This window comes from candidate division TA06 bacterium, from assembly GCA_016208585.1.
Taxonomy (GTDB): domain Bacteria; phylum Edwardsbacteria; class AC1; order AC1; family EtOH8; genus UBA5202.
Map to the genome: position 1 here is coordinate 1 of JACQXR010000053.1, position 23,788 is coordinate 23,788.

Genomic DNA, 23,788 nt, shown 5'->3' on the forward strand with positions numbered 1-23,788 from the left:
CTACCCCGTTGTTTTAACGCTTCATTATAGGCCGGCCAGTTCTTTATTTTATACCGGGCTTTTTTCTTGGTTTTATGTGTGATGCCTTTTTGATTGTTGAGCGATGTTTTCACCTTCTGGCCCCTTTCAGTTCGTTAATCACGGCCGATTATACCAAATTACTCCTTATTCACGCAACAAAGCCAATATAATCCGTTAAATCATGTTAATCCTGTCTAATAGGTTTCCGGTTTATCCGGGTTGGGTGTTTCTTTCCGTGTTTTCGGAATTTCTGCTGCTTTAGCGGCATTTATTCTGTGGTAAGGTTTTAAGTTGCGAAGCCCAATCTGATGACCGGTATTTCCCGGATCAGTATTCTGGTACGCGACGATCAGGAGTACCGCCGGGAATATGATCCCAGCGGGAAGCGCGACAGGAGAGAACAGGGTACCCGGGAAAAATAAACCGTGAGGGTCATTATCGGAGCCTCATTAAAAAATGGCTGAGAAAAAAAGTTTCACCCTGGCCGGACTGACCGGCGGAACCGGTTCCGGCAAAAGCACGGCGGCCAGATATTTCCGCGAACTGGGAGCCAGGATCATCGACGCCGACAGGATGGGGCACGATCTGCTTAAAAGCGGCTCGCCCTGTTATGAGGCGGTCCTCAAGGCTTTTAGCCCGGGCATTGCAATCAAAGGGAGAATAAGCAGGAAGGAGCTGGGCAAAATAGTCTTCGGCAATAAACGGGAAATGAAAAAGCTCAACCGGATTGTCCACCCGCACATTTTAAACGGAATAAAAGATCAAATATCAAAAATAAAAAAGAGCGGGTTCAAAGGCCTGGTGGTGGTGGACGCCGCGCTGATCGTGCCCTGGGGTTTACAAAATAAACTGGATCATCTTATAGTGGTGGAAGCCCCGGTAAAAATAAGGCTCGAGCGGCTTGTCGCTGATGGACTTTCTTTGGACCGAGCCAGGAAAATAATGGCCTCCCAGCTGCCGGTCGCAAAGCTCAAGCGGGAAGGCGATCTCATCATAATCAATGGCGGCAGTTTGTCCAGCCTGCAGCAAAAAGTAAAAAAAATTCACGAGACTTTGGGGACGCAAAGAAAAACTGATTTTTAGACACAGATGATTCACAAGAGCAGAGGTTCCGAAGTTCTGAAGTTCCGAAGTTCCGACTGCGTCAACGTTAGAACACATTGTACCAACGATAGAACATACTGCGTCAGCGTTAGAACACATTGTACCAGCGATGGAACATACTGCGCCAGCGTTAGAACATACTGCGGCAGCGTTAGAACATATTGCGGCAGCGTTAGAACGCCTTGTTCCAGCGATGGAACATACTGTCTCGCCATTATGAGGGCTTCTCCGAGCGCTGAAAGACCTTGCACCAACGATGGTCTAGAATGCGCCAACAGTAAAGCGCCTCATACTTTATTCGTGAATCGTTATTTGTTATTGGTAATTTGGTGTCTTTGTGGCATGGCTGAATAGTTGCAACAAAATTTCATAATATAAAGGCAAGGCTTAACATGACGATCTCCGAACTGAAACAGGGCTGCCAGGCGGCCCGGGAAAAACTGGCTCGCCTGCGGAGGTATCTTTGACCTTGATAAATTAGAACGGGAATTATCGCAATACGAGGATCAGATGGCCGGGCCGGGCTTCTGGAACGACAACCTTAAGGCCAAGGAGGTGATTGCCCAGGCCAACCAGCGCAAGGACTGGGTGGAGGCCTGGCGGCAGCTGGACAAAAAATGCGCCGAGGCTTCCGACCTTTTGGAAATGGTAGAGGAGGGCGACCGGGCTTCGCTGGAGGAGATAGAGAACGACCTTAAGATTTTGGAGCAAGGGGTGGAGGCGCTGGAGTACCGCCACATGCTGCGGGGCGAGGACGATGCCCGGGACGCCATCATGACCATCCACCCCGGGGCCGGCGGCACCGAAAGCCAGGACTGGGCCGAGATGCTGTTAAGAATGTACTCCCGGTGGATGGAACGCAACGGCTACGCCTATAAGATGATCGACCTCCAGCCGGGCGACGAGGCCGGGATCAAGAGCGCCACCTTGGAGGTGACCGGTAAATACGCCTTCGGCTACCTCAAGGCCGAGGTTGGGGTGCACCGGCTGGTGCGGATCTCGCCCTTTGACGCCAACAAAAGGCGCCACACCTCCTTCGCCTCCATTTTCGTCTATCCCGAGATTGACGACGAGATCAAAGTGGATATTGCCGAATCCGACCTGCGGGTGGATGTTTACCGGGCGGGGTCGGCCGGGGGCCAGAACGTCAACAAGGTGGAGACGGCCATCAGGATGGTGCACACCCCCACCGGAATAGTGGTCTGCAGCCAGAACGAGCGTTCCCAGTACCAGAACCGGATCAACGCCATGAAGGTTTTAAGGGCCAGGCTTTATCAGCATTACAAGGCCGAAGAGGAGAAAAAACGGCGACAGCTGGAGTCCACCAAGGCCGACATCGCCTGGGGCAGCCAGATCCGCTCCTACGTCTTTCAGCCCTATACCATGGTCAAGGACCACCGCACCGGCCAGCAGGACGGGGACGTGCAGGCGGTGATGAACGGCGACCTGGACCAGTTCATTTTTGCCTACTTAAAGACCGGGGGAAAGTTTGAACGGGTTGACAAAGGCGACGATTTGTGATATTTTTAAGGCAATTAAGACCCGGGCCAAAAAGATACGGCATTCACCCTACGCAATATAATTTCTATCCGAAAGGAGGTGTATCGTTATTATGATAGCAGCTTACGAGTTCATCAACTGCGACGCCGGCAAGGCCGAGGCGGTGGTACGGGCTCTGCGCAAAATCAAGGGAGTAAAACAGGCTCACGTGGTGACCGGTTTGCACGACATAGTGGCCTATGTGGAATCCCCGAATTTGACCGAGCTCACCAAGCTAATCATTGCCAAAATCCAGGGCACCAAGGGCGTCGGCAGGACCGTTACCTGCATCGTGGTCAACGGCAACTAGCGCCGGTTTTTTTGGCAAGGACGGCGCGGGATTGGTGTTCGGCGCCGTCCTTGCATTTAAAAAATAAATATTGCCAACCCCTTGACAAATTGGCATTTTAGGGGTATAGTGCTATAGGATATTGGGAAAGGAGGCGATCCATTATGAATAAGCAGCCCTTGTTGGCGCGGTTATTCTTGCGGTCGCTTTTTGTTTTTTGCCTGTTGCCGGCTTTAAGCACTGCCGCAACCATCAACCTTAACGCCAACGACTCATTGACGGCGGCCGGCGCCTGGAGCAATGTTCCCTACTGCTATGCCGATGACGCGCTCTACACGGTGGGATTAGGCGCGGCTAACGGCTTAAAAAATTTCCGGGTGGGATTGGCCGATCCCGTCGACACAGTCAATCAAGCCATCACCGGGGTGGTGATCTATGTCAAAGGTTATTCCAATAACGCCAGGGCAAAAGTCCGCCTGATTCCCTACTTCGCCGGCACGGCGGGCATATCATCGGCCAATTACGCATTCGGGGTAACCGAAGCTACCAAGTCATACGACATCACGTTGCAAGACTCCACCCTGTCCGACAGCACTTGGAACTGGGACGACGTCGCCAATCTGAGCGTGCAATTCACGCCCAAAACCGCCGCGACATTCTATGTCAATCACATCTTTGCGATGGTCACCAGCGTTGACACCCTCAACTTGCTTCAAAAGCATTATTTTGTTTTTAATGCCATCGCCACCCCCGAGACCCTGGGGCTCTATTTTCCGGTGGTAATAAGCGCCCGGACAATACCGGGTGACACGGTGATGAGTTCCTACAATAATACCGCCGGCCTGACCGACATCCTCACCGGCGCCACCACCCCCAATATTGTAACTTTTACCGCCGGCCTGTGCTCGGTTCAGGTGATGATCAGCCAGGACACCGTAAACACAGCGCTTTTGGTCAGCGACGGCGACACCAGCGGAACCAGCAATCAATTTGACGTCATCAATCCCGGCCTGCACCACTTTGGGTTTGATTCGGTCGGGAGTCAGGCAGCCGGAGCGGCCTTCCCGGTCAATATCGCGGCCCTGGATTTTTACGGGGACACTGTCACAACATTCGCGGATAAAGCAGACCTGTGGGACTTCACCGGCGCTTTGACGCCCGACTCCAGCGGCGCTTTCGTAAATGGCAAATGGACGGGAAACGTTACGATTCCGGTGGTCATTCCATCCGATACGCTGTATTGCTCCCGGACCATTGGCGGGCGGACATATTCCGGCAAAAGCAACGGTTTCGCCGTGGTTGACGCCACGCCGCCGGTCATCAGTTCCAACAGTCCTACCGATGGGGCTGTTAATGTGGCCTTGAATGTTCCGGTTTCCATCACCTTCTCGGAGCCGATCAAGAAGAGCACATTCGCCTATACCTGCACGCCTGACCCCGGCGGCCGGAGTGAGTCTTGGAATGTTGATTCCACCCAGGTAACCATCAACCATACCGATTTTGCTTCATTGACCGCGTATGTGGTCAAGGTGACCACGGCTCAGGATACCGCCGGTAATGGCCTGACCGGCCGGGACACCATCAGGTTTACCACTTTGGATGCCAGCCTTCCCTACATCGTTTCCAACACGCCTGCCGACGGCGTCACCGGTGTAGCCTTGAATGCTGCGGTTTCCATCACCTTCTCGGAGCCTATTAAGAAGAGCGCCTTTGCCTATACCTTCACGCCAGATCCCGGCGGTAGAAGTGAGTCTTGGAATGTTGATTCCACCCAGGTAACCATCAACCATACCGATTTTGCTTCATTGACCGCTTATGTAGTCAAGGTTACCACGGCTCAGGATACCGCCGGCAATGGCCTGACCGGGCGGGACACCATCAGGTTTACCACTTTGGATGCCAGCCTTCCCTACATCGTTTCTAACAGTCCAGCCGACGGCGCCACCGGTGTGGCCTTAAATGCTGCGGTGTCTATCACGTTCTCAGAGCCCATTGAGACAACCACTTTTGCCTATACCTTCATGCCCGACCCCGGCGGTAGAAGTGAAACTTGGAACGTCGATTCCACCCAGGTAACCATCAATCACACTGATTTTGTTTCATTGACGGCTTATGTGGTCAAGGTTACCACGGCCCAGGACGTGGCGGGAAACGGCCTGACCGGGCGGGACAGCCTTAAGTTTACCACGTTGGACGCCACGCCGCCTTACATCGTTTCCACCAGCCCGGCCGACGGCGCTATCAATGTGGCCTTGAATGCCCCAGTTCTCATTGTATTCTCTGAACCCATGGATACAGCCAGTCTTGCTTTCAGCTGCCCCGGGGTGATATGGAATGACACGGTTTGGGGCGTAACCCTTGATACCGTTGCCTTAAGTCATACCGACTTCAGCGCCACCACGGCCTATACATTTACGGTAACTTCGGCCATGGATGAGGCAGGCAACGACCTTGCCGGCTCAAATTCATTTAGCTTCAACACGGTCCTTGGCGTGACCGGCATTCCTGATGGCGAACGCACGCCGTTCTTCTTGGCCAATGCAAATCCCAACCCGGTAGCCGGAGGCAACGCCCGGTTCGAGTTCGGGATACCCGCAGCCGGCCAGGTTTCGCTGGAAATATTCAACGTGATCGGCCAGAAAATAAAGACGCTGGTCAACGGCAAGCTCGGCGCCGGGCGTCATGCCATCATGTGGAACGGGCGTTACGACAACGGACGCCGCGTGCCTTCGGGCGTGTTTATCTACCGCCTGTCGGCCGACGGAAAAACGGCCGCTAAAAAGCTCACCATCATCAGGTAGCGGCGCTCTCAGGCATAGCTGACCCTCCTTTGGCGGGAAGGAGACAGAAGATTTGCATCCGCGCCCGACGCAGGCCGAGGGCTTTTCGTCGATCCGGAAGTTGGGGGCCGTCCGGCAATAATCACGCGGCATACTTTTCCTGAAGGATAATAAAAATGGGGGCGGGTGGCAAACACCGCCCCCATTTTTTTCACGGAATTGTTCGCGTGTCGCTCGGCGAATTCATTAAACTCTGACGGGCCTTTTTGCTTGACTTATATGCTTAAAGTTTGGTAAATTTAGAATCCGATACCAACCACGGAAACACGGAAGTACTGAAACACGGAATTATTGACCAAAAAATAACAAAGTTGTACTAATTCTTTCAGTGTATTCAGGGTCTCTTCGGCAAAAAGAAATTGGTGTTTGCCACAGGACTAAACATACGGAGGACATATGAAATTAGACTGGGTTTACATTTCGGAAATCGGAAAACATTTGGGTCAGAAAGTGACCGTCAAGGGCTGGCTATACAACAAGCGCTCTTCGGGCAAGATTCACTTCCTGCAGATCCGGGACGGCTCGGGCGTGATCCAGGGAGTGATGGTCAGGAACGAAGTGGACGAAAAAACCTTTGAGCTGGGCGATAAGGTAACCCAGGAATCGTCCATCATCGTCAAGGGGATGGTCAAGGAGGACAAGCGGTCGCCCTCGGGTTACGAGCTGGGGGTCACCGATCTCAAGATAATCCAGCTGGCCCAGGATTACCCCATCACACCCAAGGAACACGGCCCGGCTTTTCTGATGGAGCACCGCCACCTGTGGATGCGCTCGTCCAAGCAACACGCGACTCTCCGCGTCCGCGACACTATTGAACAGGCCATCCACGGCTATCTCCACAAGGAAGGTTTCATCCACACTCCGGCTCCGATCCTGACCCCCACCTCCTGCGAGGGCACCACTACTTTGTTTCAGACCGATTATTTCGGCGAGCCGGCCTTTCTTTCCCAGTCCGGCCAGATGTATATAGAGGCTACGGCCGCGGCCTTCGGCCGGGTCTACACCTTCACCCCGGCCTTCCGGGCGGAAAAGTCCAAGACCCGGCGGCACCTGACCGAGCTGTGGATGATGGACGCCGAGGCCAGTTACTTCGAACACGCCGAGAACATGCAGTGCCAGGAGGGAATGATCTGTTTCATCGTCGAGAAGGTTTTGAACGATTGTCAAAGCGAACTGAAAACCCTGGAGCGCGATACTGCGCCGCTGGAGAAAATCAAGGCCCCGTTCCCGGTGATCTCATATAAAGAGGCCGTCAAATTATGCAACGAAGCCGGCGTGCCCATAAAATACGGCGAGGATTTCGGGGCCCCGCACGACACCGCCATCGCCGGCAGTTTCGACCGGCCGGTGTTCGTGGACCGCTTTCCGGCCGGCATCAAATCGTTCTACATGCAGCCGGATCCGGAAGATTTCTCGGTAGTGCTGGGCTCCGACCTCTACGCCCCGGAAGGCTACGGCGAGATCATCGGCGGCAGCCAGCGCATCCACGACCTGGACCTTCTCTTAAAAAAGATGGAGGAGCACAAGGTTCCCTACGAACCCTACAAGTGGTACGTGGATTTAAGGCGTTACGGCAGCGTGCCGCACTCCGGTTTTGGGATCGGGATAGAGCGGACGGTGTGCTGGATCTGCGGACTGCAGCACATCCGCGAGGCCATACCCTTTGCCCGGATGCTGGAGAAGATATATCCGTGAATATAATTTCAGGCGCAAATAATATAGGGACATAGCAGGTCATGTCCCTACGGTTTTAATGCATGAAGGATGCCCGTCAACACATAAAAAGCAGCGGGACTGAACCCGGCCGGCGCACCGGTGTCCTGCTGGCCAGGGCGCTTCAGGGAAGGGCCGTGGTCAATAACAACATCGGCCGCAACGACCGGGCCGTATCCGATCTTGAACGCTGCCGGCGGCTGTCAGTTGCCATGGGCGACGGCAAGCTGCTGGCCGACAGCCTGCTGCAGATGAGCGAGGTGCAAATTTCGCTGAGCCAATACGACCTGGCCAAGGCCGGGGCCAGGGAAGCTTTGGACATCTACCGGAAGAACGGCGACCGCAGCGGTCAGGCCGGCAGCCTGAACAACATCGGCCTGGTCTGCGACGGGTTGGGGAACTATCCCGGAGCCAGGGACTGTTTCAGGGAATCGCTGGCCATTCACCGGGAGGCGGGTAACCGGGACCGGCCAGGCAATGAGCCTGAACAACCTGGGCTCAATCGCCTACCGGCTGGGCGAGTACAAGGAGGCCATGTCCGATTTCCGGGAATCGGTGTCCCTCTATACGAAGATCGGCGACCGCTACGGCCAGGGGATGAGCACCAACAACATCGCCAGCCTGCATCAAATACTGGGCGAGTATCCGGAAGCCCTAAAATCCTACCAGCAATCGCAGGCACATTTCCAGGAGATCGGCGACCGCCAGAGCATGGGAATGTCCTTTAGCAACACCGGAAGCCTGCTGCTTAACCTGGGAGAGTATGACCGGGCGGCCGAATGTTTCGCCTCTTCGTTGGAGATCAGGAACCAGGTCGGCGATGTGTTCGGCCAGGCCACCAGCCATTACAACATTGGCACTCTTAAAATAATACACGGCCTCTTTGAAGACGCATTGAGGTCCTTCCAGCAAGCGCTGGAATTGTGCGAGAAAATAGGGGATCGCTACGCGTTGTCCGGCAACCTGATCGGAATCGGGCGGGTGCATCTGGCCCGGCGCGAGTGGGATAAAGCCCAAACAGCCATGCTTCATGCAGAAACGACGGCCGTGGCGATCAATTACCGCGAGGCCCTGCGCAAGGCCGCACTGGGGCTGTCCGAAGCAGCCATGGGGAAGCACGATCCGGGAACAGCCGAAGTAAAACTGCAGGAGGCGAAAGACCTGGCCCTGGCCATTGGTACCAAGACGGGACTGGCGGAGTGCGACATGGTACAGGGCAAATTACTGGCGTATCGGGCCGCGGGACTCCCGGCCGGGGGTACAGCAGACGATCAGGTGGAGGCGGTGCGGAGCGCCCTTGATAGTTTTGAATCCGCAATGCGCAGGTATGAGGAGATCGGGCAAAGGCTGTCGGTGGCCAATGCCTGCGAGGAGATTGCGAACATGATGGAATTCGTTCTAGCCAGCACTTCCACCGGAGATGGAGTTGGTAAAGACTCTCGATGGTGGAGGGATAGGGCCAACGCCATCTTTTGCGCACTAGGGCTACGCCATCGTATATATGAGAACAACACGCAGTTTGATGAATAAAATAAGTCCAGATAAACAAAAAATCATTCGGCTGGTCCTGCTGCCGGCCATTGTGCTGCTGACCTTCATAAGCTGCGATCCCAGGCCCCAGGGCAGGCCCTATTCCGGGAAAATAGAGATAAATCTGGAACCGGAACAGTATCCCGCCGAAGACATTCCGGAATTTGTATTTCAGCCCAACCGCGCCAAATATCTGATTGCGCCCCGGGCCGAGTACTATCTAATCGGAGTGGTGCTGGGCAAGGAAAGATACCGTTACGACCGGGGAGCCGACATCGCCCCCTACGACCTGGCCATCGCCTGGAACAAACTGGTCCTGACAAAATTATACAAACAGCTTAAGTGGTCGCAGTCCGGGCGCTGGTATCATTGGCGGTATGACGAGGATTTTCCGTTCGACAATGATTTCGTGGCCCGTTATTCCTCCAACAACCACATCATCCCGGCCAACCCCAATATCCGGGCGGCCCTGGGGCTGGTCCGGAAAGGCGAAAACATAGGCCTCTTCGGTTACCTGGTCAATGTCAGCCAGACGGAGGGCGAGCCGGAATTCACCTGGAACACTTCGCTCAGCCGGGAGGACGAGGCCGGAGGCTCCTGCGAGGTATTCTATGTGACGGAGATCAGATACAAGGGGATGAGTTACAAATAGAATATTGTTGCAAAACAGTAGGGACATAGCGTGCTATGTCCCTACCTGTATTTTTCCTTGATATCCTTTATTTTTTGGTGTATCATTATTCTTTTAAATTAGCAGGAATAGAATTATGAGCGAAAAGATCACCACCCGGACCCTTCTTAAAATGAAGCAAAGGGGTGAAAAGATAGCCAGCTTAACGGCCTACGATTACCTGACCGCCCGGCTGCTGGACGAGTGCGGAATAGACCTGATTCTGGTGGGCGATTCGGCGGCCATGGTCTTTGCCGGCTACGAGAACACACTGCCGATTACCATGGACAACATGATCTACCATACGGCGGCGGTCAAGCGCGGGGTCAAGCGGGCCATGGTGGTGGCCGATATGCCGTTCCTTTCCTACCAGACCTCCCTAGCCGACGCGGCTTACAACGCCGGGCGGTTCCTCAAGGAATCCGGGGCCGAGGCGGTCAAGCTGGAAGGCGGCCGGGCGGCGGCGCCCATCGTCAAGAACCTGGTGGAGCGCGGCATCCCGGTGATGGGGCATCTGGGGCTGACGCCCCAATCCATCCACAAGTTCGGGGGCTACCAGTTGCAGGCCAAGGACAAGGAATCGGCCGAGCGCCTGATGGCGGCGGCCAAGGCCCTGGAGAACGCCGGCTGTTTCGCCATCGTGCTGGAGAAGATCCCGCACCAGGTGGCCCAGCGGGTCAGCCAGGAACTGACCATACCCATCATCGGCATCGGGGCCGGGCCCCACTGCGACGGACAGATCCTGGTGGTGGACGACATGGACGGAAGGTTTGAGGATTTCGTGCCCAAGTTCGTGCGGCAGTACGCCAACCTCGCCAAAGACATGCGCCAGGCCTTCAAGGGGTACATCGGAGACGTCAAGAGCAAGAGCTTCCCTAACATGGACGAGAGCTTTTCAGAGGAATAGCGTTAGCCACAAAGGCACGAAGACAAAGGACTAATTGTATTCTCTATACAGTAGTAGTCGCTATCCAGTAGAAAATATTCGCGTTTTAATGAAGATAGTCAAAACTATAAAACAAATTCGACAGGTTATTGCTCTGCGGAAGAAACAGGGCAAGCGGATAGGCTTTGTCCCTACCATGGGAGCCTTGCACGAAGGGCACCTATCGCTGATACGGCTGGCTAAGAAGTGCTCTGACTTCGTGGTCGTCTCAATATTTGTGAACCCCACCCAGTTCGGGCTCAAGGAGGACTATAAAAAATATCTCCGGGACCTGAAACGCGATGCGGCGCTTTGCCAAACGGCCGGAGCCGATATGATATTCTCGCCCGCGCCCGAAGAGATATACCCAAAGGGCTTCTCCACCTATGTCAACGTTGTGGGCCTGACCGAGGGGCTATGCGGGGCCTCACGCCCCGGGCATTTTAAGGGCGTGGCCACGGTGGTGGCCAAACTGTTCAACATCGTCCAGCCGGACGTGGCGGTCTTCGGGCAGAAGGACGCCCAGCAGCTGGCGGTCATCAGACAAATGACGAAGGACCTGGACCTGCCGGTGAAAATAATCGGCGCACCCATAGTCCGGGAACCGGACGGCCTGGCCATGAGCTCCCGCAATGTTTATCTGACCCCGGCGGAACGGCAACAGGCAACGGTTTTGCACAGGGCGCTAAAGCTGACGCAACGTTTGGTAAAAAGCGGAAAGCGTGAATCGGGAATTGTGAAACGTGAGATGGAAAAAACGTTGAAACGCGATGCACCGCTAGGGGAGATAGATTATGTTGAGATCGTGGATAGCGAGACTTTGAAACCAGTGAAGAAAATATCCAGACAAACTTTGATTGCTTTGGCAGTTAAGTTTCCCAGTGCAAGATTAATTGATAATGTGGTGATATAATGTTTTCGGAAATAACCGGGTATTATTTTTTTAGTTCTATTATCCAAGTGGAAGCGGCTATATTTTCTATATATGGTTTATTTATAGTATTCAAAATACAAATCTGCAAAGCGAATATTGATACATGTAAGAATTTGTTGTTTATGAAATTCAATAAATTACATATGATTTCTGATTTTGAAAAAAAGAATGATTCGCAAAAGGAGGAATATATTACTGAAAAAGCAAAAAGCGCACCAGATGAGCCAATAGCATACCAATTTAGACAATGGTTGGATAATCAATATTCGATTGCTAAGATAAAAAGCAGTTTTCGATCGCCACTCGTATTACTTATTACAGGGATGATAACAGATGCCGTGGCTTTGATATTTATGCAAACTATTCAAAGGCTTTTTATTTTGGAATCAATATTATATGCAATTTCATTAGGAATATTTATTGTTGCAATTATTCAAATATATCGTAGCATAACTAAAATTATATTAGAGTAAATAAAAATGATTAGAATACTCTGCAAATCCAAGATCCACCGCGCCACCCTAAGCGGAGCCAACCTGCACTATGCCGGCTCCATTGCCGTTGACGAGGCCCTGATGGAAGCGGCCGACATTTTGCCCAACGAGATCGTGCAAGTGGTGAACATCAACAACGGCAACCGTTTTGAGACCTATGTTATCAAGGCGCCCCAAAGGTCCGGCGCCATCACCCTTAACGGGGCGGCGGCGCGCTTGGGCCTGGCCGGAGACAAGGTGATCATCATCTCCTCCTGCTACATGGACGATGCCGAAGCCAAAAAACACAAGCCGAAGATCGTCTGCGTGGACGACAAGAACCGCATCGCCAAAAAGACCAGGCTATGACCAGAGACTGCATCTGCCTGATACTGGCGGCCGGCCAGGGAACCAGGATGAAGTCCGGCCTGGCCAAGGTGCTCCATCCCTTGTGCGGAAAGCCCCTGGTGGAGCATGTGGTCCGCTCGGCCCAGAAGGCCGGGGTCGATCAAACCATCGTGGTGGTAGGGCACCAAGCCGACAAGGTCAAGAAAGCGCTGGCCGGAGTTTCCGTTCAATTCGTTATGCAGCAGCCCCAAAAGGGCACCGGGCACGCGGTGATGCAGGTCCTGCTCATCATAGAGAAATTCGACGGTCAGCTGCTGGTGCTTTACGGCGACGTGCCTCTGATTAAGCCAGAGACCCTAAAAGCACTCTTGGAAAAACATCAGACCGAGCAGAACGCTTGTACCATGCTGACCACGATCATCGACCAGCCCGGTTCCTACGGCCGGATAATCCGCGATCAGAACGGCTCCGTGTCCCGCATCGTGGAAGCCAAGGACGCTTCGTCCAGAGAACTGGCGGTCAAGGAAATAAACCCGGCCATCTATGCTTTTGATAACCGGGAATTGGTGAAGGCCCTGGGACAGCTGAAGCCCAACAACAAGCAGGGCGAATACTATTTGACCGATGTGATCGGGATATTCAAATCAAAAGGAATGAAGATAGCAACCCAGATCGTTACCGACAGCCGGGAAGTGCTGGGGATCAATACGCCCGAAGAACTGGCCGAGTGTGAAAAGTATTTATCTAAAATGGTTTAAGAGGTTTAAAAAGGTTTAAAGGTTTGAAAAAGTCCGGAAATGATTTTGAATATTATTAAGGTTGATATTTCCAATGTCACTTGTTGATCTGAAAAAACGTCCGGCCGGGAAGGGTCGGAAAAGGCTGGTGTTCGCCGCGGTCCTGCTGCTGGTGATCGTCTGCGGGGCCGTGGGCTTTTCGGTCTGCCTGCGCTGGAAGGAGAACAGCCGGATTGAGAAGAAGCGGCGCATTGCCCAGATCCGGGTGCAGGTGCTGAACGGCACCAAGGAATCCGGGCTGGCCCAGAAGATGGCCGACGACCTGCGCCGCTATGGCTTTGACGTGGTGGACATCGCCAATGCCGAGAACGACAGCTTTCCCGAGACGGTGGTGGTAGACCGGGCCGACAACAGCACCGGCAACGCCGTTTACGTGGCCGAGGCCTTAAAATGCATAAACATAATCCCGCAATTAGAATCACGATCATATCTGGAGGTAACAGTAATAATTGGCAAAGACTATAACCGCCCCCAAAAGAAAGGTTTCCTCGGCCGCTTCTAAAACCTTGAGGAAAACCAAAAAAGCAACCCCGGACCGGAAAAAGGCCGTCATCAGGAAGCCGGCGGTCAAAAAAATTGTTCCGCGCAGAAAACTGGTGATCAAAAAAACATTGCCGGTCCAGAAGAAAACAGTCCGGCCGCAGCCCAAACCGGACCAGGTCCGGGAACTGGCAAACGAAATCTCCCGGTTGGCCTTGAGCAAGAAGGCTTTTGACGTCAGCGTGCTGGAGATCAAGGAACTGTCCTCGGTGGCCGATTACTTTGTGATGGCCTCGGGGGCCACCGATATTCAGGTGAGGGCCATCTGCCATGCCATCGAGGACGGCCTGCGGGCCAAGGGCATCAAGCCGCACCACCTGGAAGGCATGGCCGGGGCCACCTGGGTGCTGCTGGATTATGTGGACGTGGTGGTCCATGTGATGCAGCCCCGGGCCCGCGATTATTACGCCCTGGAAGAACTGTGGGCCGACGCCCCCAAGCAGGAAATGAAGGACTGAAGGCTTATGCCCTGCGTCCTTGTCATTGCGAGGGCGGCCAGATTTATAACATACGAAGCAATCCACGAAAATGTTCGGCAAAAAATATTTCGTCTATATCCTGGCCCACAAGCGAAACGGCAGCTTGTATGTCGGAGTTACCAATGATCTAAAACCCAGGGTGGCCGAGCATCGGCAGGGAATACTGCCTGGCTTAACCAAGAAATATAAAATATTTCTGCTCGTATATTATGAAGCACTTGATGAACCAAGACCGGCCATTGCCAGAGAAAAACAGTTGAAGACTGGTTCAAGGGCCAATAAAATCAGGCTGATAAAGGGAATGAACCCCGGGTGGGATGATTTGTTTTGTACGGAGAGATATAAACGGGATTATCAGTTAGATTGCTTCGTCTGTCAGACAGGGTGCAATTCTCGCAATGACGGGTAACAGCCGGATTGCTTCGTCTGCCAAGCAAGGGGCAATCCTCGCAATGACGTGAAGAGCATTATGATCAAACAATACCTGCAAGACCAAATAATCCAGGCGGCTCAAAAAGCCCTCAGCATAAGGCTGGAACCGAAAAGCATTGTGTTGGAGCGTCCCAAGCAGACCGCTCATGGCGATTGGGCCACCAGCATTGCCTTGTCGCTGGCCAAAGAAATGAAGGCCAAGCCCCGGGATATTGCCCAGAAAATTTGCGATTCCCTGGCGTTGGATCCAGGTTTGGTGAGCAAAACCGCGATCGCCGGGCCGGGGTTCATCAATTTTACTCTGGCCTCGGACTGGTTCTACCAAGAATTGACTGAGCTGCTGTCACGAGGAATCAAATACGGGCAATCCCAGGCCGGAAACGGCCAGAAGGCCCAGGTGGAATTCGTCTCCAGCAACCCCACCGGCCCTTTAACCGTGGGCCACGGCCGCGGGGCCGCCATCGGCGACTCGCTGTCCCGGCTGCTGGAAGCCCAAGGCTATCAGGTGACCCGCGAATATTATTTCAACGATGCCGGTCTCCAGATGAAGAAGCTGGCCCAGTCCGTTTTTCTGCGCTACCAGCAGGCGCTGGGCAAAGAGATCGTCTTTCCCGATGACGTCTACCATGGCGATTACATCAAGGAGATCGCCGAAGCCTGCCGCCGGGAAAAGGGCGATAATCTGACCGAGGTCGACCTGGATTACTTCAAGCAAAGCGCGGTGGCGGTGATCTTCGGGGAGATCAAGAAAACGCTGGCCCGGATGGGGATTGTCTTCGACGTCTACTACAACGAAAGCACTCTTTACCAGAGCGGCGAGATCGAAAGCACGCTGCAGGCCCTCAAGGACAAGGGACTGACCTACGAGAGCGAGGGCGCGGTCTGGTTCAAGGCCACCCAGTTCGGGGCCGAGAAGGACCGGGTGCTGCTGCGCTCCACCGGCGAACCCACCTACCGCCTGCCGGATATAGCCTATCACCTGACCAAGTTTAAACGGGGCTTCGACCTGGTGATCGACGTGTTCGGCAGCGACCATCAGGCCACTTATCCCGACGTGTTGGCGGCCCTGGGCGTCCTGGGCTGCGATCCCTCGCGGATTGACGTCCGGATCCACCAGTTCGTCACTTTGATGCGGGGCGGCGAGCAGGTGAAGATGTCTACCCGCAAGGCTACTTATATCACCCTGGACGAGCTGATGGACGAGGTGGGTTCAGACGCGGCCCGTTACTTCTTTTTGATGCGGAGGATGGAGTCGCACCTGGACTTTGACCTGGACCTGGCCAAGAAGAAATCCGACGAGAACCCGGTCTTCTATGTCCAATACGCCCACGCCCGGATCTGCTCGATCATGCAGCATGCGGGGGAAAAAATGGGTGTAAAAGAGGTAAAGGATGGAAAGGTTGTAAAAGAGAAAAGTGATCTGGGCCTGCTGAAACAGCCGGAAGAGATAAAACTGATAAAGTCATTATTGGAATTCCCGGAACTGGTGCAGGGCGCGGCCCAGTCGCGCGAGCCGCACCGCATACCCACTTATCTGCAGGAGTTGGCCGGGATCTTCCACAATTTTTATCACCAGCACCGGGTGGTGACGGATGACCAAAACATTTCCAACGCCCGGCTGGACCTGTGCCAGGCCACGCGCACCGTGATCGCAAACGGGCTGGGGCTTTTGGGGGTTAGCGCCCCGGAGAAGATGTGACCTTAAAAACCAATTACATAGGCCACGACGCCCAATACAAACGCAACAAAGCCGAGGGACTTAACGGCTGGAACGACGAACAGGATTGGAAAGCTTGGGAAGAAGCCCTGGAAAAACTATGCAAGGATCCCGCTTTTCCCAAATCCGGCAAACTTTTGGAACTTGGTTGTGGGGCGGGAGAGGTTTCTCTATATTTTGCGGCAAAGGGCTACCGGGTTTACGGCATAGACATTGCGCCATTGGCTATAGAATGGGCCAGGGAGAAGATCCTTAAAACGAATATAGAGGCAGAATTTGAAACCGGTGATGTCCGGGACTTGGGAATATGGGAAGATGATTTTTTTGACATCGTGATAGACGGGCATTGCCTGCATTGCATTATCGGAGATGACCGGGCTGAGGTGCTCAAGGAAACATACCGGGTCTTAAAGCCCGGCGGCTTGTTCTTTTGCAGCACCATGTGCGGCGAGCTCAAAGACCCGGAAAGTAAACCTTTTTTCAATCCTGAAAACCGTTGTATCATGAGCCGCGATGGGCAGATTGCCACCAGATACATCGGGCTGCCGGAGGATATTTTATGTGAGATAAAAACAGCAGGCTTTAAGATCGTAAAATCAAAAGTTGAAAACAGCAAAGATTTTATATCGCAGGATTTAACTGTTTACGCGACAAAACAATAAATAATCTGGATTCCCGATTTATCGGGAATGACATGAAGGAAAACATGCGCTACAAAGATGCTGGCGTCAATATTGATGCCGGGACCGAATCGGTCCAACGGATAAAAAAAGTGGTCCGCTCCACTTTCACCAAGAACGTGCTGACCGACATCGGCAGCTTCGGGGCCCTGTTTGACGGCTCTCTCAAGGGATACAAACAGCCGGTGCTGGTCTCCTCCTGCGACGGGGTGGGCACCAAGCTCAAGGTGGCCTTAATGGCCAAGCAGCACGGCACGGTGGGCCAGGACCTGGTGAACCATTGCGTCAACGATATCCTTGTCCAGGGGGCAAAGCCCCTGTTCTTCATGGACTACGCGGCCTTCGGGCGGCTGGAGCCGAAGATACTGGAGTCCATAGTCACCGGATTTGCCAAGGCCTGCCGGGAGAACGGCTGTTCCTTGATCGGCGGCGAGACCGCCGAGATGCCCGGCATGTATGCTATCGGCGACTACGACCTGGCCGGGTTCATCGTGGGCGCGGTCGAGAAAAAAAAGCTGATTACCGGACGATCTATCAAACCCGGGGACGTGGTGATAGGGCTTTCCACCAACGGCCTGCAGACCAACGGCTATTCCCTGGCCCGGAAGATCCTGTTCAAAAAATGTAATTACAAAGTAATTACACGCCTGCCGGAGCTGGGAGCCACGGTGGGAGAGGCATTGCTAAAAGTCCATCCTTCGTTCCTTAAGCCTGTCTTTCCGCTGTTGGAAAAGGATCTTATAAAAGGCATGGCCCACATCACCGGGGGCGGGTTTTTGGAGAACATCCCGCGGGCGCTGCCCGAAGATTGTAATGTGAAGATAAAACTTGGCTCCTGGCCGGCGCTGCCGATCTTCGATGTCCTGCAACAAAAGGGCAAAGTTCCCCGGGACGACATGTACCGCACCTTCAACATGGGGATAGGGTTTGTTCTAATTGTAGCAAAGCGGGATGAAGAACAAGCGTTGAAAATGTTGAAAACGTTTAAAACGTTCAAACCGTATGTTATAGGGCAAGTGGTAAAGGGGAATAAAAAAGTTAAATTGGTTTGACCCCTCTGTCGGGACACACCCACTTCAAAAGCCAGGCATATAGCACTATTCAGTGCAGGCCTTGATCCCCTCTTTTCAGAGGGGACATTAGGGGCACTTGGAATATTCGGGGGTGATATAAAGTGAAGATCTATCTCAACGAAAAGCACATCAAGGCCGAGAAGGGCGCCAAGGTGGCCGAACTGGTGAAACAGCATAAGCCCGGGGCCGATGTCTACGTGCTCAACGGCTTTCCCTGTCTTCTGGGGCAGACGGTGAGCGAGGGCGACCATCTGGTGCTGATCAAAAAAGGCGAAGTGCCCTCCAAGAACGACCTGGAGCATTTGTTGTCCGCCCGCCATACGCCGGGCATCGCCGACACGCTTAAAAAATCCTGTGTAGGCCTGGCCGGCTGCGGGGGGCTGGGCTCGACCGCGGCCATTGCGCTGGCCCGGGCCGGGGTGGGCCGGATGGTCATCGCTGACCAGGACGTGGTGGAGCCGTCCAATCTCAACCGTCAGCAGTATTTCGTCTATCAGATCGGCTTGCCCAAGGTGGAGGCCATCAAGGAAGTGATCAAGAAGGCCAACCCCTTTATCAAGGTGGAGACCCATCACCTGCGGATAGTGCCGGAGAACGTGGTTACGCTTTTCGGCAAGTGCGACGCCATCATCGAAGCCTTCGACATGGCGGACCAGAAACAGATGTTAGTGGAGACGGCGCTTTCCAAGCTCCTGAAGACTCCCATCGTGGTCGGCAGCGGCATGGCGGGGTACGGGGCCAACAATATTCTGCGGACCAGGAAGACCGGGATGCTGTACCTTTGCGGGGACGAGCAGAGCGAGGCCGGCCCGGGCTTCGGGCTGATGGCCCCCCGGGTGGGCCTGGCCGCCTGCATGCAGGCCAACCAGGTGCTGGAGATTCTGCTGGGGCCGGATCCGCGGATCAAACAAAGTGAATCGTGAAATGTAAATCGTTAATCGGGGGCTATGATAAAAGTTAATGGAGAACAACATCCCTGGCGGCAGGGGCTGAATGTTACAAAGCTTCTGGCCGAGAAGAACTACGTGTTCCACGCCATCATCGTGCGGATAAACGAGAAGTTCATCCCGCCGGAGGAATACGATGCTGCCTTGATAAGCGATGGCGACAGCGTGGAGACCATACATCTGATAACCGGGGGGTGATCTCTAAAGTTCAAAAGGTTAAAAAGGTTTGAAAGGTTTAAAAAGCAAGTGCAAAGATGTTAGTTGATCAATACGGAAGAAAGATAAACTACCTGCGGGTCTCGGTCACCGATCGCTGTAACCTGCGCTGCTGCTATTGCATGCCGCAAGAAGGCGTGCTCAAAAAGCACGAAGAGATTTTGACCTTCGAGGAGATCGAGACCATTGTCAAGGCCGGGGCGGAGCTGGGCATCGACAAGGTGCGGCTGACCGGCGGCGAGCCCCTGCTGCGAAAGGGTTTCATTGACCTGGTGAAAAAGCTATCAGCCATCAAAACCATCAAGGACCTGGCCCTGACCACCAACGGGATCTTACTGGGACCCATGGCCGCCGAACTAAAAAGCGCCGGCATCAACCGGGTGAATATCAGCCTGGACACTTTACGGCCGGAGCGCTTTCAGCAGATGACAGGCAGCGCCGACTGGCAAAAGGCCCGTGACGGGATACTGGCCGCTTTGAGCGCGGGTTTTAAACAGGTCAAAATGAACGTGGTGGCCATCGCCGGGTACAACGATGACGAGATCGTGGATTTCATTGCCTTTGTCAAAAACAAGCCCATAGGATTGCGTTTCATCGAGTTCATGCCAGTGGGCAATGCTTATTGGGAATCCTCCAAAATGCTGAACTCCGAAACCGTTAAAAAGCGGATAGCGGATAGCGTGAAGCTTATTCCAGCAGTCCATAAAAATAACATAGCCGAAGAATTCCAGATCGAGGGCAGCCCGGCCACGGTGGGTTTCATTTCCCCGCTTTCGCAAAAATTCTGCAAAAAGTGCAACCGTTTGCGGCTGACCTCCGATGGATTCCTTAAACCTTGCTTGGGATCCAAAAGCGAGGTCAACATCAAGGTTTCGTTGCGCAACGGGCTGCGGGGAACCGAGCTGCGGCGGGTCTTTTACGAAGCTCTGCGCCTCAAGCCGGCCTGCCACAAGATGAACCAGGGCGCGGTGGATATTGCGCGGCACATGGCCGACGTGGGAGGATGAAACTAAATGCAGAAAGCAAAAGGCAGAATTAAAAATTTCAAAAAACTGTCCCATGTGAATTCCAAGGGCCGGGCGCGGATGGTTGACGTAACTGACAAGCGGAAGACGGAGAGAATGGCCAGGGCCTGCGGGGTAGTCAAGATGAAACCGGCCACACTGGAACTGATCGCAAAAAACAAAATGGCCAAGGGCGATGTGCTGGGAATTGCCAGGATCGCCGGGATCCAGGCGGCCAAACGGACGCACGAGCTGATACCGCTGTGCCATCCCATTGCTCTGACGCACATCGAGGTGGATTGCCGGATAAATAAAAAAAGTTCATCGATTGAGATCACCAGCACCGTGCGCTGCGCCGACCGCACCGGGGCCGAGATGGAGGCCCTGACCGCAGTGTCCGCGGCCTGCCTGACCGTCTACGATATGGCCAAGGCGGTTGACAAGGGGATGGTGATCTCAGGTGTCAAGTTGGTGGAGAAGAGCGGGGGAAAATCGGGGCGCTGGGTCCGCTGAACTAAAGTCCCCTCTGGCACGAGGGGATTAGGGCCTGCACTGAGCAAGACATATATGCTGCTTACGAATGTGGTGTATCCATGAAGGTTTATTACAACCCACAACTCAAAGAAAAGGCCCGCAAGTTCCGTAACAAAAGCACCAAGGCAGAAATCAGGCTTTGGCTGCATCTCAAGGGTAAACAGGTCCTGGGTTGTGATTTTCACCGGCAGAAACCGATAGGCAACTATATCGCTGATTTTTACTGCCCCAAAGTGCAGTTGGTTATTGAGGTGGATGGATACACTCACAATTTTGAAGAGGTCGTTAAAAAGGATCATAGAAAACAGGGTTACCTTGAAAATCTGGGCATAATGGTTCTGCGATTTAAGGATGAAGAAGTGATAGAGGATATAGATTCGGTTTTGAAAAGGATCGAACAGTATATAACTGAAAACGCCCCACGACTTCCTCAGGGAAAGGTTTTACACACCCCTCGTTCCCCTCGGGATGAGGTCTTACACACCCCTCGTTCCCCTCTTTTTAGAGGGGAGGATAGTGCAAAGTAATATGTCAGGTAAAATAATCTCCATAAACATCAGCCGGTGCAAGGGCGAAAAAAAGGTCAGCGTTCCGTCCGCTATCCTAAAGGAAAACCACGGTATCGTGGGCGATGCCCACGCCGGAAACCGGCATCGCCAGGTCAGCCTGTTGGCGGTGGAGAGCGTGGATAAGATGCGGGGCAAGGGCGTTGATCTTCATCCCGGGGATTTTGCCGAAAATCTGACGGTGGAGAATATAAAATTAAGTAAATTGAAAATTGGGCAGAGGCTGAGTGTCGGTCCGGAGATAATCCTGGAGATCACCCAGATCGGCAAGGAGTGTCACAACGATTGCGCCATTAAAAAGCAGGTGGGCGATTGCGTGATGCCGAGGGAGGGAGTGTTTGCAAAGGTGATAAAGAGTGGAGGGATAAAAACGGGGGACGAGATTTCTTTGGAAAATAAAAATGCAACCCTTCGGCAAGCTCAGGGCAAGAATGAAAAATTCAAAATTGCCATTCTCACCGTCTCTGACAAAGGCTCCACCGGCCAGCGCACCGATACCTCCGGCCCGGCCATCAAAGAAATGCTGGCGCCAATGGGCGCGGAAGTGGCCGCCTACGAAATAGTGCCAGACGAGCGCCCGCTTATCGCCGAAAAACTGATCTACTACGCCGACACGCTGAGCTGCGACCTGGTGCTGACCACCGGCGGCACCGGCTTCTCGCCCCGGGATATGACACCCGAGGCCACTTTGGATGTCTTAGACCGCCTGGCGCCCGGCATCCCCGAGGCCATCCGGGCCAAAAGCCTGCAGATAACCCCCAAGGCCATGCTGTCCCGGGCGGTGGCCGGGATCCGCAAAAAGACTTTGATCATCAACCTGCCCGGCAGCGAAAAGGGGGCGCGGGAATCGCTGGAGGCGGTAATCCCGGCGCTGTCCCATGGAATAGAGATCCTGCGGGGAGAAGGCGGGGAGTGCGGGAGACAATGAACAATTAGCTATCAACAATTGCTCAAATTCAGAAAGCAGAAAACAATAAATCAAATATTTTTGGTATTCTATTTTTTGTCTTTTCCCCTTGCATTGTCTTTTATGTTATGCTAAAGTAAAATAATATTTAAAATCCAAAAAGGCGCCAAATGTCCAAAGATAATTTCTATCCCAAGCACAACAAATGCTCGTTCTGCGGGCGCTCTTCCGCAGATGTCTCACAGCTGATAGACAGCAGCGAGGCGGCCATCTGCAGCGATTGCGTGGCCAAATGCTCCGAGGTCATCACCCAGGACAAAAAATACACCGGCTTTCCTTCCAAGGATGACCTGCCCAAGCCGGTGGAGATCAAGGGCGTGCTGGACGAATACGTGATCGGGCAGGACCGGGCCAAAAAGGCCCTGGCGGTGGCGGTCTATAATCATTACAAGCGGATCCTTTCCTACGGCGGCGATTCCGAGGTGGAGCTGGATAAGAGCAACATTTTGGTGATCGGGCCCACCGGCACCGGAAAGACCCTGCTGGCCCAGACACTGGCCCGGCTGCTAAAGGTGCCCTTCGCCATCGCCGACGCCACCACGTTAACCGAGGCCGGCTATGTAGGCGAGGACGTGGAGAACATTCTGGTGCGGCTGCTGCAATCGGCCAACTACGACCTGAAGCGGACCGAGATCGGCATCATCTACATCGACGAGATGGACAAGGTGGCCCGCAAGTCCGAGGGGCCGTCCATAACCCGGGACGTTTCCGGCGAAGGGGTGCAGCAGGCCCTGCTGAAGATACTGGAAGGCACTTTGGCCCATGTGCCGCCCCAGGGCGGCCGCAAGCACCCGGAGCAGCCGCTACTGCCGGTCAACACCCGCAACATCCTGTTCATCTGCGGCGGCACCTTTGACGGGCTGGACAAGATCATCAACGCCAGGATCGGCACCAAGACCCTGGGCTTCGGGGCGGACATCCGGGAACGCAGCCAGCTTCAGCCCAACGAGCTTTTGGCCAAGGTCCAGCCCGACGACCTGCTGAAATACGGGCTGATCCCCGAGCTGATCGGGCGGCTGCCGGTGATCTGTTCGCTGGACCCGCTGGACAAGCCGGCCATGATGGAGATCCTGACCCGGCCCAAGAACGCCCTGGTGAAGCAGTATCAAACATACTTCGGGATGGAAGGGGTGGAATTGGAGTTTCTGCCCCAGGCCCTGGAGGCCATCTCCGAGGACGCCCTAAAGCGGGGCACCGGGGCCCGGGGCTTGCGGGCGGCGCTGGAGGAGGCCATGCTGGACATCATGTATCACCTGCCTTCCAGCCAGGGCATTACCAAATGCACCATCGGGCGCGAGGTCATAGTGAACCGGCAGGAGCCGGAGTACGTCCGCAAGGAGCAGGACGCGGCCTGACTGGGGACAAATAACAGGGAACAATTAACAAGGAACATTGCACCCAAACCACCAAAAGCATTTTCTTTAAAAGGAGTTCAGTCGTGAAAAAGTTA

Annotated in this window: 26 protein-coding genes; 25 read left to right on the top strand and 1 reads right to left on the bottom strand. The window is 54.0% G+C overall.

The window, feature by feature from the left end:
- Positions 1–477 precede the first annotated feature (477 nt).
- The 5 genes from HY768_04295 to asnS all read left to right on the top strand — a co-directional run bounded on the left by HY768_04295 (position 478) and on the right by asnS (position 7,488).
- Positions 478–1,104 carry a dephospho-CoA kinase gene (locus HY768_04295; GenBank protein ID MBI4726437.1) on the top strand — a complete coding sequence of 209 codons (627 nt, stop codon included), beginning with the start codon at positions 478–480 and terminating at the stop codon, positions 1,102–1,104.
- Between the two features lie 413 nt (positions 1,105–1,517).
- Positions 1,518–2,646, top strand: a protein-coding gene (prfB, locus tag HY768_04300; protein ID MBI4726438.1) for a peptide chain release factor 2 whose coding sequence is annotated in 2 segments (ribosomal slippage) — positions 1,518–1,580 and positions 1,582–2,646 — 1,128 coding nt in all. Because the reading frame shifts where the segments join, the coding sequence is not laid out codon by codon here.
- Between the two features lie 91 nt (positions 2,647–2,737).
- The gene (locus tag HY768_04305; protein MBI4726439.1) at positions 2,738–2,974 is read left to right on the top strand and encodes an Lrp/AsnC ligand binding domain-containing protein; all 237 of its coding nucleotides are present in this window, start codon (positions 2,738–2,740) and stop codon (positions 2,972–2,974) included.
- 143 nt (positions 2,975–3,117) lie between these two features.
- Entirely contained in the window at positions 3,118–5,754 is a 2,637-nt protein-coding gene (locus HY768_04310) for an Ig-like domain-containing protein (protein MBI4726440.1), read from the top strand.
- A 435-nt stretch (positions 5,755–6,189) separates the two neighbouring features.
- Positions 6,190–7,488: an asparagine--tRNA ligase gene (gene asnS, locus HY768_04315; protein ID MBI4726441.1), complete on the top strand. Its 1,299-nt coding sequence runs from the start codon at positions 6,190–6,192 to the stop codon at positions 7,486–7,488.
- A gap of 142 nt (positions 7,489–7,630) precedes the next feature.
- Here the strand turns inward: asnS and HY768_04320 are convergent, their stop codons facing one another.
- The gene (locus HY768_04320) at positions 7,631–7,828 is read right to left on the bottom strand and encodes a hypothetical protein (protein ID MBI4726442.1); all 198 of its coding nucleotides are present in this window, start codon (positions 7,826–7,828) and stop codon (positions 7,631–7,633) included.
- 212 nt (positions 7,829–8,040) lie between these two features.
- On the opposite strand from HY768_04320, the gene HY768_04325 reads away from it, so the two are divergent.
- The 20 genes from HY768_04325 to clpX all read left to right on the top strand — a co-directional run bounded on the left by HY768_04325 (position 8,041) and on the right by clpX (position 23,693).
- Positions 8,041–9,036, top strand: coding sequence for a tetratricopeptide repeat protein (locus tag HY768_04325; GenBank protein MBI4726443.1), 996 nt, complete (start codon positions 8,041–8,043; stop codon positions 9,034–9,036).
- Positions 9,029–9,688: a hypothetical protein gene (locus HY768_04330; GenBank protein ID MBI4726444.1), complete on the top strand. Its 660-nt coding sequence runs from the start codon at positions 9,029–9,031 to the stop codon at positions 9,686–9,688. The genes HY768_04325 and HY768_04330 overlap by 8 nt, the downstream gene beginning before the upstream one ends.
- Positions 9,689–9,803: 115 nt before the next feature.
- Positions 9,804–10,613, top strand: a complete 810-nt coding sequence (panB, locus tag HY768_04335) for a 3-methyl-2-oxobutanoate hydroxymethyltransferase (protein MBI4726445.1) — start codon at positions 9,804–9,806, stop codon at positions 10,611–10,613.
- An 88-nt stretch (positions 10,614–10,701) separates the two neighbouring features.
- A complete protein-coding gene (locus HY768_04340; GenBank protein ID MBI4726446.1) occupies positions 10,702–11,544 on the top strand; it encodes a pantoate--beta-alanine ligase in 843 nt (280 codons plus the stop codon).
- Positions 11,544–12,038, top strand: a complete 495-nt coding sequence (locus HY768_04345; protein MBI4726447.1) for a hypothetical protein — start codon at positions 11,544–11,546, stop codon at positions 12,036–12,038. The genes HY768_04340 and HY768_04345 overlap by 1 nt, the downstream gene beginning before the upstream one ends.
- A 6-nt stretch (positions 12,039–12,044) precedes the next feature.
- Positions 12,045–12,407 carry an aspartate 1-decarboxylase gene (locus HY768_04350; protein ID MBI4726448.1) on the top strand — a complete coding sequence of 121 codons (363 nt, stop codon included), beginning with the start codon at positions 12,045–12,047 and terminating at the stop codon, positions 12,405–12,407.
- On the top strand, positions 12,404–13,144 hold the full coding sequence (locus tag HY768_04355; GenBank protein ID MBI4726449.1) for an NTP transferase domain-containing protein: 741 nt from the start codon (positions 12,404–12,406) through the stop codon (positions 13,142–13,144). The genes HY768_04350 and HY768_04355 overlap by 4 nt, the downstream gene beginning before the upstream one ends.
- A 73-nt stretch (positions 13,145–13,217) precedes the next feature.
- A complete protein-coding gene (locus HY768_04360) occupies positions 13,218–13,685 on the top strand; it encodes a LytR C-terminal domain-containing protein (GenBank protein ID MBI4726450.1) in 468 nt (155 codons plus the stop codon).
- 109 nt (positions 13,686–13,794) lie between these two features.
- Positions 13,795–14,181, top strand: coding sequence for a ribosome silencing factor (gene rsfS / locus HY768_04365; GenBank protein ID MBI4726451.1), 387 nt, complete (start codon positions 13,795–13,797; stop codon positions 14,179–14,181).
- A gap of 70 nt (positions 14,182–14,251) precedes the next feature.
- The gene (locus tag HY768_04370; GenBank protein ID MBI4726452.1) at positions 14,252–14,611 is read left to right on the top strand and encodes a GIY-YIG nuclease family protein; all 360 of its coding nucleotides are present in this window, start codon (positions 14,252–14,254) and stop codon (positions 14,609–14,611) included.
- A gap of 60 nt (positions 14,612–14,671) precedes the next feature.
- Positions 14,672–16,333 carry an arginine--tRNA ligase gene (locus tag HY768_04375; GenBank protein MBI4726453.1) on the top strand — a complete coding sequence of 554 codons (1,662 nt, stop codon included), beginning with the start codon at positions 14,672–14,674 and terminating at the stop codon, positions 16,331–16,333.
- Positions 16,330–17,013, top strand: a complete 684-nt coding sequence (locus HY768_04380; GenBank protein MBI4726454.1) for a class I SAM-dependent methyltransferase — start codon at positions 16,330–16,332, stop codon at positions 17,011–17,013. The genes HY768_04375 and HY768_04380 overlap by 4 nt, the downstream gene beginning before the upstream one ends.
- Positions 17,014–17,045: 32 nt before the next feature.
- Positions 17,046–18,083 carry a phosphoribosylformylglycinamidine cyclo-ligase gene (locus tag HY768_04385; protein MBI4726455.1) on the top strand — a complete coding sequence of 346 codons (1,038 nt, stop codon included), beginning with the start codon at positions 17,046–17,048 and terminating at the stop codon, positions 18,081–18,083.
- Positions 18,084–18,205: 122 nt separating this feature from the next.
- Complete coding sequence (thiF, locus tag HY768_04390; protein MBI4726456.1) at positions 18,206–19,027, top strand: sulfur carrier protein ThiS adenylyltransferase ThiF; 822 nt, start codon at positions 18,206–18,208, stop codon at positions 19,025–19,027.
- Between the two features lie 24 nt (positions 19,028–19,051).
- On the top strand, positions 19,052–19,249 hold the full coding sequence (gene thiS, locus HY768_04395) for a sulfur carrier protein ThiS (GenBank protein MBI4726457.1): 198 nt from the start codon (positions 19,052–19,054) through the stop codon (positions 19,247–19,249).
- A gap of 56 nt (positions 19,250–19,305) precedes the next feature.
- Positions 19,306–20,274 carry a GTP 3',8-cyclase MoaA gene (moaA, locus tag HY768_04400; GenBank protein MBI4726458.1) on the top strand — a complete coding sequence of 323 codons (969 nt, stop codon included), beginning with the start codon at positions 19,306–19,308 and terminating at the stop codon, positions 20,272–20,274.
- 6 nt (positions 20,275–20,280) lie between these two features.
- Complete coding sequence (gene moaC / locus HY768_04405; GenBank protein ID MBI4726459.1) at positions 20,281–20,784, top strand: cyclic pyranopterin monophosphate synthase MoaC; 504 nt, start codon at positions 20,281–20,283, stop codon at positions 20,782–20,784.
- Positions 20,785–20,864: 80 nt separating this feature from the next.
- Positions 20,865–21,332, top strand: coding sequence for a DUF559 domain-containing protein (locus tag HY768_04410; GenBank protein ID MBI4726460.1), 468 nt, complete (start codon positions 20,865–20,867; stop codon positions 21,330–21,332).
- A 1-nt stretch (position 21,333) separates the two neighbouring features.
- A complete protein-coding gene (locus tag HY768_04415; protein ID MBI4726461.1) occupies positions 21,334–22,299 on the top strand; it encodes an MOSC domain-containing protein in 966 nt (321 codons plus the stop codon).
- 149 nt (positions 22,300–22,448) lie between these two features.
- Complete coding sequence (clpX, locus tag HY768_04420) at positions 22,449–23,693, top strand: ATP-dependent Clp protease ATP-binding subunit ClpX (GenBank protein ID MBI4726462.1); 1,245 nt, start codon at positions 22,449–22,451, stop codon at positions 23,691–23,693.
- Positions 23,694–23,788 lie beyond the last annotated feature (95 nt).

Coding starts and splice junctions, on each gene's coding strand:
- HY768_04295 (MBI4726437.1), top strand. CDS start 478: ATGGCTGAGAAAAAAAGTTTCACCCTGGCCGGACTGACCGGCGGAACC.
- HY768_04305 (MBI4726439.1), top strand. CDS start 2,738: ATGATAGCAGCTTACGAGTTCATCAACTGCGACGCCGGCAAGGCCGAG.
- HY768_04310 (MBI4726440.1), top strand. CDS start 3,118: ATGAATAAGCAGCCCTTGTTGGCGCGGTTATTCTTGCGGTCGCTTTTT.
- asnS (MBI4726441.1), top strand. CDS start 6,190: ATGAAATTAGACTGGGTTTACATTTCGGAAATCGGAAAACATTTGGGT.
- HY768_04320 (MBI4726442.1), bottom strand. CDS start 7,828: ATGTCCAAAGCTTCCCTGGCCCCGGCCTTGGCCAGGTCGTATTGGCTC.
- HY768_04325 (MBI4726443.1), top strand. CDS start 8,041: ATGTCCGATTTCCGGGAATCGGTGTCCCTCTATACGAAGATCGGCGAC.
- HY768_04330 (MBI4726444.1), top strand. CDS start 9,029: ATGAATAAAATAAGTCCAGATAAACAAAAAATCATTCGGCTGGTCCTG.
- panB (MBI4726445.1), top strand. CDS start 9,804: ATGAGCGAAAAGATCACCACCCGGACCCTTCTTAAAATGAAGCAAAGG.
- HY768_04340 (MBI4726446.1), top strand. CDS start 10,702: ATGAAGATAGTCAAAACTATAAAACAAATTCGACAGGTTATTGCTCTG.
- HY768_04345 (MBI4726447.1), top strand. CDS start 11,544: ATGTTTTCGGAAATAACCGGGTATTATTTTTTTAGTTCTATTATCCAA.
- HY768_04350 (MBI4726448.1), top strand. CDS start 12,045: ATGATTAGAATACTCTGCAAATCCAAGATCCACCGCGCCACCCTAAGC.
- HY768_04355 (MBI4726449.1), top strand. CDS start 12,404: ATGACCAGAGACTGCATCTGCCTGATACTGGCGGCCGGCCAGGGAACC.
- HY768_04360 (MBI4726450.1), top strand. CDS start 13,218: ATGTCACTTGTTGATCTGAAAAAACGTCCGGCCGGGAAGGGTCGGAAA.
- HY768_04370 (MBI4726452.1), top strand. CDS start 14,252: ATGTTCGGCAAAAAATATTTCGTCTATATCCTGGCCCACAAGCGAAAC.
- HY768_04375 (MBI4726453.1), top strand. CDS start 14,672: ATGATCAAACAATACCTGCAAGACCAAATAATCCAGGCGGCTCAAAAA.
- HY768_04385 (MBI4726455.1), top strand. CDS start 17,046: ATGAAGGAAAACATGCGCTACAAAGATGCTGGCGTCAATATTGATGCC.
- thiS (MBI4726457.1), top strand. CDS start 19,052: ATGATAAAAGTTAATGGAGAACAACATCCCTGGCGGCAGGGGCTGAAT.
- moaA (MBI4726458.1), top strand. CDS start 19,306: ATGTTAGTTGATCAATACGGAAGAAAGATAAACTACCTGCGGGTCTCG.
- moaC (MBI4726459.1), top strand. CDS start 20,281: ATGCAGAAAGCAAAAGGCAGAATTAAAAATTTCAAAAAACTGTCCCAT.
- HY768_04410 (MBI4726460.1), top strand. CDS start 20,865: ATGAAGGTTTATTACAACCCACAACTCAAAGAAAAGGCCCGCAAGTTC.
- HY768_04415 (MBI4726461.1), top strand. CDS start 21,334: ATGTCAGGTAAAATAATCTCCATAAACATCAGCCGGTGCAAGGGCGAA.
- clpX (MBI4726462.1), top strand. CDS start 22,449: ATGTCCAAAGATAATTTCTATCCCAAGCACAACAAATGCTCGTTCTGC.